Origin of the sequence: Nocardia sp. NPDC049737 (assembly GCF_040674755.1) — a bacterium.
GTDB lineage: Bacteria > Actinomycetota > Actinomycetes > Mycobacteriales > Mycobacteriaceae > Nocardia.
In genome coordinates this window covers 126,999-139,590 of the sequence record NZ_JBFANH010000025.1, presented here as the reverse complement: position 1 = coordinate 139,590, position 12,592 = coordinate 126,999, and the positions used below count along the sequence as shown (strand labels likewise).

The 12,592-nt window shown below is 68.0% G+C and carries 11 protein-coding genes; 1 reads left to right on the top strand and 10 read right to left on the bottom strand.

Annotation, left to right across the window (positions count from 1 at the left end; all coding sequences use genetic code 11):
- Positions 1–75: 75 nt before the first annotated feature.
- The 4 genes from AB0J47_RS29865 to AB0J47_RS29850 all read right to left on the bottom strand — a co-directional run bounded on the left by AB0J47_RS29865 (position 76) and on the right by AB0J47_RS29850 (position 5,544).
- Positions 76–1,014, bottom strand: coding sequence for a phytoene/squalene synthase family protein (locus AB0J47_RS29865; RefSeq protein WP_364353310.1), 939 nt, complete (start codon positions 1,012–1,014; stop codon positions 76–78).
- The gene (locus AB0J47_RS29860) at positions 1,011–2,729 is read right to left on the bottom strand and encodes an alpha-(1->6)-mannopyranosyltransferase A (protein WP_364353307.1); all 1,719 of its coding nucleotides are present in this window, start codon (positions 2,727–2,729) and stop codon (positions 1,011–1,013) included. The genes AB0J47_RS29865 and AB0J47_RS29860 overlap by 4 nt, the downstream gene beginning before the upstream one ends.
- Before the next feature lie 64 nt (positions 2,730–2,793).
- The gene (gene crtI, locus AB0J47_RS29855; protein WP_364353304.1) at positions 2,794–4,377 is read right to left on the bottom strand and encodes a phytoene desaturase family protein; all 1,584 of its coding nucleotides are present in this window, start codon (positions 4,375–4,377) and stop codon (positions 2,794–2,796) included.
- An 18-nt stretch (positions 4,378–4,395) separates the two neighbouring features.
- Positions 4,396–5,544 carry a polyprenyl synthetase family protein gene (locus AB0J47_RS29850; protein WP_364353386.1) on the bottom strand — a complete coding sequence of 383 codons (1,149 nt, stop codon included), beginning with the start codon at positions 5,542–5,544 and terminating at the stop codon, positions 4,396–4,398.
- A gap of 175 nt (positions 5,545–5,719) precedes the next feature.
- Here AB0J47_RS29850 and AB0J47_RS29845 point away from each other — a divergent pair, with 175 nt between their 5' ends.
- Complete coding sequence (locus AB0J47_RS29845; protein WP_364353301.1) at positions 5,720–6,781, top strand: methylenetetrahydrofolate reductase; 1,062 nt, start codon at positions 5,720–5,722, stop codon at positions 6,779–6,781.
- Between the two features lie 112 nt (positions 6,782–6,893).
- Here the strand turns inward: AB0J47_RS29845 and AB0J47_RS29840 are convergent, their stop codons facing one another.
- From AB0J47_RS29840 to AB0J47_RS29815, 6 genes are all read right to left on the bottom strand, one after another.
- Positions 6,894–8,045 carry an LLM class flavin-dependent oxidoreductase gene (locus AB0J47_RS29840; RefSeq protein WP_364353298.1) on the bottom strand — a complete coding sequence of 384 codons (1,152 nt, stop codon included), beginning with the start codon at positions 8,043–8,045 and terminating at the stop codon, positions 6,894–6,896.
- Complete coding sequence (locus AB0J47_RS29835; RefSeq protein WP_364353295.1) at positions 8,042–8,848, bottom strand: DUF1684 domain-containing protein; 807 nt, start codon at positions 8,846–8,848, stop codon at positions 8,042–8,044. Before AB0J47_RS29835 ends, AB0J47_RS29840 begins: the two co-directional genes overlap by 4 nt.
- A gap of 61 nt (positions 8,849–8,909) precedes the next feature.
- The gene (locus AB0J47_RS29830) at positions 8,910–10,604 is read right to left on the bottom strand and encodes an ABC transporter ATP-binding protein (protein ID WP_364353292.1); all 1,695 of its coding nucleotides are present in this window, start codon (positions 10,602–10,604) and stop codon (positions 8,910–8,912) included.
- The gene (locus tag AB0J47_RS29825; protein ID WP_364353289.1) at positions 10,601–11,473 is read right to left on the bottom strand and encodes an ABC transporter permease; all 873 of its coding nucleotides are present in this window, start codon (positions 11,471–11,473) and stop codon (positions 10,601–10,603) included. Before AB0J47_RS29825 ends, AB0J47_RS29830 begins: the two co-directional genes overlap by 4 nt.
- On the bottom strand, positions 11,466–11,594 hold the full coding sequence (locus AB0J47_RS29820; protein WP_364353286.1) for a hypothetical protein: 129 nt from the start codon (positions 11,592–11,594) through the stop codon (positions 11,466–11,468). Before AB0J47_RS29820 ends, AB0J47_RS29825 begins: the two co-directional genes overlap by 8 nt.
- A complete protein-coding gene (locus AB0J47_RS29815) occupies positions 11,587–12,591 on the bottom strand; it encodes an ABC transporter permease (protein ID WP_364353283.1) in 1,005 nt (334 codons plus the stop codon). Before AB0J47_RS29815 ends, AB0J47_RS29820 begins: the two co-directional genes overlap by 8 nt.
- Position 12,592 lies beyond the last annotated feature (1 nt).

The window sequence follows — 12,592 nt, the reverse complement described above, 5'->3', positions numbered from 1 at the left end:
GCGTCCGGTAGGCGCGTCCGAGCCGTCGAGACTCGCTCCGTGGTGGTTGAGTGAGTGTCACCGTTGCGGTCGAGCTCAGATCCGCATGGCCGCTGCGGTGAACTCGACTGCCGCGACACGCAGACGTCGGGTGCGCGGGACCACGGCGCGGCGCGCGAACACCGCGTAGTCGGAGTGTTCGATTTCGTCCAGGATGCCGGAGTAGAGCGTGCTCGCTGTGCGAATGGCGGGGCGCACACGGGGGTCGAGTAGGTCGATGCCCGGGTTCGCGAAGCGGTAGAGGTCGCGGTTGATCGCGATCAGGTGGGCCAGTGCGCGGCGGACCCGCTGGTCGGTGTGGCCGATCCGGTGGCAGTGGGCGAGCAGGTCGGCGTCGACGCCGAAGGCCGCGAGTTCGCGGGTGGGGAGGTAGATCCGGCCACGGTCCAAGTCCTCGGCGATATCGCGCAGGAAATTGGTGAGCTGGAACGCCTCGCCGAGTGCGGCGGCGGCGGGTTCGGCCTCGGCTACTGGGACGACCGTGCCCAGTACGGGCAACAGTTGCAGACCGATCGCGGCCGCGGAACCGCGCATGTAGCCGCGAAGTTCGGTCATGGTGGCGTACTCGGCGCGGAAGTGCGCGGTGCCCGGCACATCCATTCGCATGGAATCCAGGAAGGTCCAGAAGTACTGGGGCGCGATGTCGTAGCGCTGGATGGTGTCGGCCAGTGCGGCGAGTACCTGGGTGCGCCGGTCGACGGGAGGCTTTGCCTGCTCCAAGGCGACGCGCAGTTGCTTCTCGACCAGATCGAGTTCGCCCGCGGGTCCGTGTTCGGCGTCGTATGTGGGGTGATCGACGATGTCGTCGACCATGCGCGCGAAGGCGTAGAGCGCGTGCACCGCGGGTCTTCGTGGTGCCGACAGCAGTCGGGTGGCGAGGAAGTAGGTGCGTCCGTGTACGGCGGCGATCGCCCGGCATACGCGGTATGCCGCGGCCAGTTCCGAGCCGCGGGCGGTCAGCGCGACCTCGGTCATGACCGGATGACGGCGACCGGATTGCTCTCCGGTGGGGTAGCGCGCAGTCGCAGTGGGTCCACCCGTCGCAGCGACAGGGCCGCGACCACGGCGGCGAAGGTCGCGGCGGCGACGTGCCCGAAGCTGTAGAGCCCGATCGAACCGTCCGGCTGGAATACCAGCATCAACCAGGTACACAGCCCGACCAGCGCCATCAGCGTGGTGGTTGACAGCGCGAACCCGGCGGCCAGCGCCAGCGGCCAGGAGTAGTACCAGGGCAGCGCGGCGGGCGAAAGGATGACGATGGCGACGAAGGCGATGAGGATGCCGAAGACCGCCTCGCGCTCGCTGTGCCGGAACCGCCACCAGGTCCACGCCAGCACGGCGACCAGCGCCAGCGCGCACAGGGCGCGGGTCACCACGAGCACCGGATCCATCGGGAACGGCGTCACCCAGCGGACCATATGCGCCATGATCGTCGGCAGCGAGAGCCAGTTGATGATCTTCTTCGAGCCCGACAGCGCGGTCAGCCAGCCGATGCCGACCCCGGCGATGGCCGAGGCGGCCACGAAGACCACCGCGAACACGCTCAAACCGAGTCCGGCGATCTTGGCGAACATCAGCGCCGGATGCGGCACTTCCGCGCTCGGTCGCGCGGGTTCGGCCTCGCTCTCGAGGCTTTGGGTCGCACCCGGTGATTGCGCGGCGCGTTGCAGCGCCCGACGTTCACGCTCGTGCAGCATCCAGATCCACACCAGGAACGGCAGTGCGACACCGGCGGTCGCCTTGATGGCGACGCCGATCGCGACGACCACGATGCCCGCCACATGATGGCGCTCGAGCACGAGTGCGATACCCGCGCACATGAGCCCGACCATGAGCATTTCGTTGTGCACGCCGCCGATGAGGTGGATCAGGACCAGCGGGTTGAGCACGGCCAGCCAGAGCGCGACATTCGGCTTACCGCCCAGGTGCTTGGTCAGATACGGCACCGCCCACATCATCAGCGCCAGTCCAGGCAGCATGACCAGCCGCAGCGCGATGGTGCCCGCGACCACGTTATCGCCGGTGATCGCGGTGATCGCGTTGCCGAGCAGCAGGAAGATCGGACCGTATGGTGCGGTGGTGGTGGTCCAGACCGGGCTCACATTGTCCAGCAGCACACCGGGATTGGCGACCGGCGGGGAGACGTAGGGATCGAAGCCGTCGCGTAGCAGTGCGCCCTGGGCCAGATACGAATACGCATCGCGGCTGAACATCGGCACCGCGAACAACAACGGGAAGATCCAGATGCCGACGATCGCGCGCAGTTCGTTCAGCGTGACTCCGGCGTCGGGCCGGTCGCCGAATCCGATCGTGGTGCGGCCCAAGCGCACCCACGCGGTGATCATCAACAGCACACCGACCCAGATGACCATGGTGGACAGCACATAGCCGTGCCCGAACCGCAGCCACGACAGATGTATCGCCTCGAGCAGCGGATCGCGTTTGCGGACGCTGCCCGCGCCGAATCCGCCGAAGGTGATCATCAGCGCGCCGAAGAAACCGAGCAGCGCCGAATGTCCCTCGGGGCTGCGGACGAAGTCGGCGGTAGTCCGCAGCCAGGTACGGAATCCGTGTTCGGCGACGGCCGGGGCTGTCCGGCGCGCAGGAACCCTCGATGGGCGCGCCTCTGCTTCGGTCGCGGTGATCGAGTTGTCGGTGGGCGCGGCGGCCGTCGTCTCAGGGGGATGCATGTGGTGTCGGTCCCCCCGGAGTGGTCGGCGGTCGCAACCGCAGGCGAATAGGTCGGCCGTTAGTTTATCGGCTCGCCGGGAACACTATCCCGCTGGTGCGCGGGGATTCATCCCGAGTGGCTTGTGCGGTGCCGATAATTCGGATTGCCGCCAGTTTTCCGGACAGCAAGGTGGTCGGCACGCCGACGCCCGGAGTGGTGCCGCAACCGGCGATAACCACGTTGTCGCTGCCGCCGGAAAAATTGCGCGGACGAAATGGGCCGGTTTGCCGGAACAGATGGGCCGCGGAGAAGGGTGTGCCCGCGAGCATGCCTTGTTCGTGCCAGGTGCCGGGTGTGTCGAGATGGTCCACGGTGAAGTTTTCGGCGATGCCGTGATATCCGCGCTCCGCCAACACATTCAGGAGTTCACGCAGGTAGGAGGGCCCGAGCCGGTCCCAGTCCAGCGGCGCGGCGTCGAGGTTGGGGCAGGGGGCCAGCAGCGAGAACGGTTCGTGTCTGCCGTCGGCGCGGTCGATGTAGAGCGACGGATCGGTGAGGGCGGGTCTGGTGAGCAACAATGACGGGTCGCTCATCAGGCGGCCGCGGCCGGGGCGGGCGGCGATCTCGTCGAAGGTCCGGTTCCATGCGTCCCCGAAATCGATGGCGTGGTGGGCCTGGATCGGCCAGGTCTGGGCGATCGCGGCGGGGATGGTGCCGTGTGCGACGACAGCGGATGGTGCGGCGCGCAGTCGACGGCGGCGGCGCACGCCGAAGCGCTCGAGTGAGCCGAGGTCGGCGGTGAGGACAACGGCGTCGCAGTCGACGGTGCGCCCGTCTGCGGTGCGGACCTGCCTGGCCCGCCTGCCCGCGTATTCGATCCCGGTGACCTCGGCGTTCAGCTCGAGTGTGCCGCCCGCCGCGGTGAAGGCGTCGGCGAGTGCGGCGGTGATGGCGCGCATGCCGCCCTCGGGGAAGTAGACGCCGAGCGAGGTGTCCATATGTGGAATCGCGCCGTATACGGCTAGCGCCTTCGCCGGGGCCATGCCCGCGTACAACGCTTGGAAGGTGAACAGTCGGGCCAAACGAGGATCGCGCAGGAAGCGCGAGACGCGCGGGCCCAGCCTGCCGAAGCCGCCGAGTCGCACGAGTGTGGCCAGTGCGCGGCGCTTGGCCGGGTAGCGGACCATATCCAGCGGCGAATCGAAGTTCGTATCCATGAACTCGGTGAATTCGGCCTGGTAGATCTGTGCGAGCCAGTTGCGCAACCGTCGGTAGCGCATGGCCTCGGCCTCGCCGCAGACGCGGGCCACCTCGATGGCCATGGCCTCGGGATCGGCGTAGACGCGGATGGTGGAGTCGTCGGCGAAGCGGGCGTGATAGCTGGGGGCGAGTCGGTGGATGCGCAGTGGCGGCGTGCAGGTTTCGGGCGTCGCACCGACGGCGGCGAGGGCGTCGGTGACCAGCTCTGGCAAGGTGAGTACCGTTGCACCGGAGTCGATTTCGTAGTCCGGGCCGCGATATAGGCCGACTCGGCCGCCGGGATGATCGGCTCGCTCCAGCAGGGTGACTGTGCGCCCGGCTCCGGTCAGATATAGGGCGGCGGCGAGGCCGGATAGGCCCGCGCCCACCACCACGACGCGATCGGTCGACCCCGCAACAGTTTTCATGTGCATCTCCTCGCGCCGCTAGTGCGTGCGACTCGTCGCTGCCAGTGCCATGGCGCGCAATCGCTCCTTGGCATCGGGTGTGGCGGTACTCGATGCCAGTGCGGCCAGGCCCTGTTCGGTGAGTTCGGTGATACGCCGCTCCACCTCGTCGACCGCGCCGAGTTCGGTGATCACCGTGCGCAACCGCTCGACCTGGTCCGTAGTCAGGTTGGTGCCGATGCTGGTGCGCAGCAGATCGGCCGCGGCCGGATCGGTGGCATCGGCGCGCTGCAGCGCCTCGGCGACGAGAACGGTGCGCTTGCCCTCGCGTAGATCGTCGCCGGAGGGCTTACCGGTGACCGCGGGATCGCCGAAGACGCCGAGCAGATCGTCGCGCAGCTGGAAGGCGATGCCGATATCGGTGCCGAAGGTCCGGTAGGCCTCGATCAGCTGCGGATCGGCGTCGGCCAGTGCCGCGCCCAGGTGCAGTGGGCGCTCCACGGTGTAGGCCGCGGTCTTGTAGCGGTTGATGCGCAGCGCCGCCGCGACGGATTCGTCACCCGCGGACTCGCCGTGGATATCGAGCAGCTGTCCGCCGAGCACCTCGGTGCGCATCAGCGCCCATACCGGTGCGAAGCGGCCGAGGGCGGCGGCGTCGAGTCCGGCGGTGTGCACCATGTCATCGGCCCAGGCCAGCGCCAAATCGCCGACCAGGATGGCGACCGAGGTGCCGAAGTGTTCGGCGTCACCGGCCCAGCCGTGGTCGCGGTGGCGCTGTTCGAAGTCGACATGCACGGTGGGGAAGCGGCGACGGGTGCGCGAGGAGTCGATGATGTCGTCGTGGACCAGCGCGCAGGCCTGCACCAATTCCAGTGCGGCACAGGCGTTCAGGACCGCGGCGGCGTGCGGGTCGGTGGGATCGCCGCCCGCGCCGAGCCAGCCGGTCCAGGCGAAGGCCGGGCGGGTGCGCTTACCGCCGCGCAGCACGAACAGTTCGAGCGCGTCCGCGGCCTGGATGAAAACCGGACCGAGCGGTTCGACGATGGGGCGTCGGGTCAGGAAAAAGGCTTTGAGCGCGTCCTCGACCGCCGCGACGAATCCGGGGGTGCCCGGCGCCGGCGTGTGGTTCGTGGGCGGGGTGCCCTGAGGCGTCTGGATACCGGTTCCGGCGGACAGGGGAGCCTCCAAGGTCGTGCGGGTGCTGGTGCGCGGTGGATCGTGGGCGCTATAGGTACTTCGCTGCCGGACGGGGACCGTCGCGCGTGTCGTTCCGGTGACTGCGAGCATGTCGCTTGCTCGCAGAATACGCGTACGGTTGTGACGACCTGACGGCCCGGTGAGGGGCCACCACTACACTGGACCGGTGACTTTCGACAACGTGCGGGGACGTTCGACCCCTGGCCGGCCGTCCCCGACGCCACCGATCGTCTCTGGAACACCCTCGGTTGTACAGAGCCTGCGGACCCACTCGGGGGGTTCTGTGCCCTTCTCGGTGGAGTTCAATCCGCCGCGTGACGCCGCGGGCGAGGCGCGGTTGTGGCGGGCCGCGCGCACTTTCGAGCGCATGCATCCGGCCTTCGTCTCGATGACCTACGGCGCGGGCGGTACCACTCGCGACCGCACCGTGCGGATCACCGGCGCGCTGGCCGAGGAGACGACGCTACTGCCGGTCGCGCATCTGACTGCCGTCGAGCACAGCGTCGCAGAACTGCGCTCACTGGTCGGCGCGTACGCCGATTCGGGCATCCGCAATATTCTCGTGCTGCGCGGCGACCCGCCCGGCGATCCGCTCGGCGAATGGCGCAAACATCCCGAGGGTGTGGCCTACGCCGAGGAACTAGTGCGCATCGTGCGCGACCTCGGCGACTTCCATGTCGGCGTCGCCTCGTTCCCGCAGGGCCACCACCGCTCCCCGGATCTGGAGCACGACACCGCGTATCTGGCCGCGAAACTGCGTGCGGGCGCGGAGTATTCGATTACCCAGATGTTCTTCGACGTCGAGCACTATCTGCGCCTGCGCGATCGCATCGCGACCTACGATCCGATCGAGGGCGCGAAGCCGATCATCCCGGAGCTGATGCCCATCACCTCGCTGCGCACGGTGGCACGCGCCGAGGAACTGTGCGGACGTCCCCTGCCCCCTGCGGTCATGGAGCGCCTGCGCAAGGCCGCCGGTGACGGGTCGGAGGAGCACAATGCCGCCGTCCGCGAGGCCGGCATCGAAATCGCCACCGAAATGGGCCAGCGCCTCATCGCTGAGGGCGCACCCTGCCTGCACTTCATCACGCTGAATTTCGCCAAGGCCACCGGTGAGGTCCTCACCAACCTCGGCTACGGCGTAACCGCCGCACCCAGCTCCCCCGCCTCCCCGAGTCTTCTGCCGGTCGTGGGTGCCACACCGGTGGCGTCGCGGGCCGACAGTTAGCCGGGGGTCGGGTGCTGGGCGTACCCGACGAGTTACCGATGTTCTTGCGAACTCAGTTGTTGCGCGGAATTCCCAGCTGCCCCGACATTGGTCGACGGGGGCAGCATGCTGGCTACGCGGCGCGCGCTGTCCGCAGCCCCCAGGCATCGGCGAGGAGGCGGTGGGATTCGAGGCGGTCCTCATGGCGGTGGGTGACGCTGGTGACGAGGAGTTCGTTCGCGCCGGTGACCCGCTGCAGGGCCTGCAGGCGTTCGACGACGGTGCGTGGGCTGCCGACGAACTGGGTGGCGAGGCGGTCGTCGACCAATCGGCGCTGCTCCGGTGTCAGCGGGGTGGCGGTATCCGGATCGAGATAGTCCGCGGCGCCCGCACCGCTGCGGATGCTGTGCACCCAGTGACCGTAGGTGGCGGCCAGATGTTGGGCGCGCGCGTCATCGGAGGCGACGACCACGTCCGCGGAGATCACCACATACGGCTCGGCGAGGCCGACCGAGGGCCGAAAGGCCGCTCGGTAGGCCGCGACCGCGTCCAGGGCGGTGCCGGGGGAGACGTGATAGGCGGCGGCAAAGGGCAGACCGAGTTTGCCTGCCAATTCGGCGCTTTCACTGGCCGAGCTGCCGAACAACCACAGCTCGACCTGTGCGCCCTCACCCGGAACCGCGTGCAGCGCAATGCCTTCGGCGCTCTTGTAGGTGCCGTTGAGCAGGGTGCGTACCTCGTCGACCTGGTCGGGGAAGTCCGGTGCCTGCGCGCCATGCTGTTGCAGTGCGCCGAGCGAGGCGATGAACTTCGACCGGTCGGTGATCCGTCCGGGATCGAACGGTGGCGGAACAACTACGCCGTCGCGGACCTCGGTGCGCCCGGTCACGGTATCGACGACCGGGTGACCGCCCTTGGGATGCGCGGGCTGTGCGCCGAACTGAGTGCGGCGATGGCCCGATCGGCCCAGGCCGAGGTCGAGTCGTCCCGGGTAGAGCGCGTCGATGGTGCCGAACGCCTCCACGATCGATGCCGAGGTGTGGTGGCCGACCTGAACCGCCGCCGAGCCGACGCGAATCCGGGTGGTGGCCGCGGCGACCAGGCCGATCAGCGTGATGGAGGAGGAGCTCGCCACCGAGACGAAATGATGTTCGGCCAGCCAGTAGCGGCGGTAACCCCACTGCTCGGCGTGCTGGGCCAGATCGATGGTGTTGCGCAGGGCCTGCTGTGCGGTGGATCCGGCGCTGATCGGGGCCAGATCGAGGATGGAAAGCGGGATCGTCACGCGGACCGTCCCAGGCGCGGATCCTGTTCGCCCGCTTCGATGGCAACCCGCAGCCGGTTTTCCGCGGGTGCGAGCGGGCAGGTGGCGAAATCGGTGAAGGCGCAGGGCAGATTGGCCGCGCGGTTGAAATCGAGACCCACGGTGCCACGGGCGTCGGGTGCCTCGACGGCCAGCGAGCGGGCCGCAGGGTAGGTGGTGACGCCGCTGGTGGCATCGGTGAACAGCACCCGCAGGTTGGTCGGCTCGCCGAAGGCGATGACGCGCTCGGTGACCTCGCCGATGGTGAATTCGATGGTGCCCGAGGCGGTGTGGTGATGTTCGAGCCCGTCGACGACGGCTCCGGTGGTGATCGTGCGCGGCTCGTCGAACGGCTCGAAGCGGCCTTCGACCACCCAGCGCGGGTCCGGGGCATAGGTCGGGATGCCCTCGAAACTCAGCAATGTCGGTGCGGCCGGGTCGTGCACGCGCACGGCGTAGAGGCCGCTGCGCCGAATCACCTCGAGCACTCGATTCTCGTGCAGCACCTCGAGTCCCGGCGCGCCTTCGGCCGGTATGACGATCTGTACGCCCGCGATGTCGCTGCCCTCGAACCGCAGGCGGTCGGCGGGCCGGGCGGTGATGAACACCTTGTCGTCGGTGACCCACCAGGTGCCGGGAATGTCGGGCATGCGCTCGGGTTGGTCGGTGAGCCAATGCAATCCGGTCAGGCTCAGGAAGCCGAGCGGATCACGCAACTGGTCTTGCCTGGCGTGATGCCAATGCGCCCACTCGGTTTCGAAAAGACTGGTGATGCTGGTCGTCATGACGCTCTGACTCCTTCGAGTGTGCGGTTGTGGTGGGGATGGCGTAGTCGGGTGCCGGTCATCAGGCCGCCCCCGGTGTGGCGACGTGCGGTGTGGGAATGGCCGACAGCAGTTCGCGGGTGTACTCGTGCTGCGGGTTGTCGAAAATGTCGGCGGTGGAGCCGGATTCGACAATGCGACCGTCGCGCATGACCGCGACGCGGTCGCTGATGCGGCGCACCACGGCGAGGTCGTGGGAGATGAACAGGTAGCTCAGTCCGAGTTCGGTTTGCAGGCGGTCCAGCAGTTCCAGGATCTGGGCCTGGACGGAGGCGTCGAGAGCCGAGACCGGTTCGTCCAGTACGAGCAGGTCCGGGTGCAGGGCCAGCGCGCGGGCGATGGCGACGCGTTGGCGTTGTCCGCCGGACAGTTCCGCCGGGCGGCGCTGTGCGAAGTTCTCCGGCAGCGCGACCTGGCCGAGCAGTTCACGCACCCGCTCCTGTCTGGCCTTGCGATCGCCGACGGCATAGGCCCGCAGCGGTTCCTCGATGATCGAGCCGACTCGCCAGCGCGGATCCAGTGAGCCGTAGGGATTTTGGTAGACCACCTGGAAGCGCTGGCGCAGGTCGCGCAACCGTCCACCTTTCACCGCGGTCATGTCCTGCCCGTCGAACGTAATCGCGCCGCTGTCCGGTTCGGTGAGCCGCAAGGCGATTCGCGCCGTAGTCGACTTGCCGGAGCCGGATTCGCCGACCAGCGAGAGGGTTTCGCCGCGACCGAGTTCGAATCCGACGCCCGCCACCGCGGTGACCGAACCACCGGCCGGTGCGCGGAAGCGCTTGTGCACATCCCGCACGGTGAGCAACGGCGGACCGGCGCTCGTGCGCGGTGTGCGGAACCCGTCGAACGGGGCCAGACTCGGTGAGGCGGCGAGCAGGCGCTTCGTGTACGGATGACGTGGTTCGGTGAGCACCGTCGCGGTTGGACCGGTTTCGACGATCTCCCCGCCGCTCAGCACAATGATCCGATCGGCCCGCTCGGCGGCGATCGCGAGATCGTGGGTGATCAGCAGTACCGCTGTGCCGCGCGCCGCCGTCTGCGCGGCGAGTTTGTCGAGTACCCGTCGCGCTACCGTGGCGTCGAGCGCACTGGTCGGCTCGTCGGCGATCACCAGATCCGGTCCGGCGATGATCGCCGCCGCGATCAGCACCCGCTGCCGCTGGCCACCGGACAGTTCGTGCGGATATTGCGCCGCCCGCAACTCCGGCACGTCCAGTCCGGCATCCGAGAGCAATTCGATCGCTCGCGTGGCCGCATCGCGACGATCGGCGAGTCCGTGCACGAGCAGCGCTTCGGCGACCTGATCACCCACGCGCCGCACCGGATTCAGCGAAAGTCCTGGATCCTGCGGTACGAATCCGATCCGCGCACCGCGAATCCGTCGCAGCGCCCGCTCGGATCCGGTATCCACCGTCTCCCCGTCGAAGGTGATGGTCCCGCCGGTGATCTCGGCATTGGGGCCGAGCAATCCGATCACCGATTGCGCGAGAGTCGACTTACCGGAACCGGATTCACCGACCAGCGCGACAACCTCGCCGCGTACGACGGTGAGGGATACGCCGCTGAGTGCGGCGACGTCGCCGCTGTCGGAGGCGTAGCGCACGTGCAGGCCGTCGATGCGCAACAGTGCCGCTGCGGACCCATTCGGTCCATTCGTGACGTCGCGGACTTGCGGCGTGCCGTCCGTCGGATCGGCGGACGTGCTGCGCTTACTCATGCGCTGTGACTCCTTCCTACGGCGCGGCCGAGACGTTGTGCGGAGAGGACGACGACGATGATCACCAGGCCGGGCAGGGTGGTCATCCACCATGCCGTGGCGAGGAAATTGCGTCCCTCTGAAATCAGTGAGCCCCATTCGGGGGTGGGGGGTTTCGCGCCGTAGCCGAGGAAGCTCAGCGCCGAGACCGATAGCACCGCCATACCGAATTCGACCGCGGCCAAGGCGAGTACCGGCTGATACGAGTTCGGCAGGACGTGCCTGGCCAGCACCGTGTACCAGCGGACCCCGCCAGCGTGCGCCGCCTCCACATACGGTGCCTGTCGCACTCGAAGCACCTCCGAGCGCATGACCCGCGCGAAGTTGGCGATCAGCGAAACGCCAACCGCGATGGCCACATTGCGGGTGCCGAAGCCGAGCGCGGTGACCAGCGCAAGGGACAGCAGCAGCGACGGAATCGATAGCAGCACATCGACGAACCGCATGATGACGGTGTCGACCGAGCCGCCGATCGATCCCGACAGCAGCCCGAGTATCGATCCGGCGATCAGGGCGATGGCGACCGCGGACAGGGTTGCGGTGAGCGAGAGTCCTGCGCCGTGCACCATCCGGGTATACAGATCGCGCCCGAGATTGTCGGTGCCGAACCAGTGTCGGGCACTGGGCCCCTGGAACTTCTGCGCGGGCACTCCGGTCAGCGGGTCACCACTGGCGAAAACCGAAGGGAACAGCGCCCAGCCGAGCGCCAGCACCGCGACGGCACCGGACAGAATCACTACGACATTGCCGCGCAACGACTTCCACTGCAGTGCTGGCCGGCGCAGTCCGGGCAGTGCGACCCGGCGCGACTCATCGGCGACATCAACCATGGTCGGTCACCCGCTGTCGCAGATCGGGCCTCGGCACGAAGCCATAGCCGCTGATGAGGTGCCCGGGCGTCAGTGCGAGTACGGCGTTATCGCGCGCCGCGTCGAGGGGTAGCTCAGGCACGGACGACCACCTCTTCCGGGATTTCATTCGAGTCGGTCTCGGAATCGGTTGCCGCACGGCGGGATCGACCGGCGATGCGCGGGTCGAGCAGTGGATACAGCAGGTCAACGGCCAGATTCACGGTGACGAAGACCGTCGAGGTGAGCAGCACAATGCCCTGCACCACCGGAATGTCCTGGGCCAGTACCGAGGTCTGGGTGAGCCGGCCCACGCCCTGACGGGCGAAAACGGTCTCCACCACTACGGAACCGGCGAGCATATTGCCGACCAGCACACCGGCAATGGTGAAGGTCGGCACGCTGGCCGGACGCAGCACATGCTTGCGCAGCACCCACCCGCGCGAGCCCCCTTTGGCCAGTGCCACATCGACGAACGGCTGACGCCAAGTCGACGCCAGCCCAGCGGCGAGCACTTGGGCCAGCACCGCCCCGATTGGTATCGCGAGAGTGAGCGCGGGCAGCACCGTGCCCTTGAAACCGTGTCCGCCGAAGGCCGGGGCGAGCCGCCAGTGGAACGAGAACAGTTGCAGCAGTAGTAGTCCGGTCCAGAAGGTCGGCACCGAAACCCCGAGGGAGGGCAGCGAGCTGAGCGCGTCACGCAACCACGGGCGGCGAGCATAGGTCGCGGCGAAAGCCACACTCACTCCGCCGAGCACCGCGAAAAGCAGTGCCAGCCCCGCCAATCCGAGCGTATTGGGCAGTGCGTCACCCAGCGCGGTGGCGACCGGCTGGCCGGTGGCAATGGAGTGGCCGAGGTCGCCGGTCAGTGCGTGCGTCAGCGCGGTCCAATACTGTTCCCAGAGTGGACGATCCAGTCCGTAGCGGGCCTGCAGTTCAGCGATCGCCGCCTTGTCGATCGGGGTGCCCGCACCTGCACCGTCGGCCGCGATGGAGACCGGGTCGGCGGGTAGCAGGTAGAGCACCACGAACGAGATGGTGAAGGCCGCCCACAGCACCCATATCGCCTGCAGGACCCGTACAACCACATACCGAGCCATG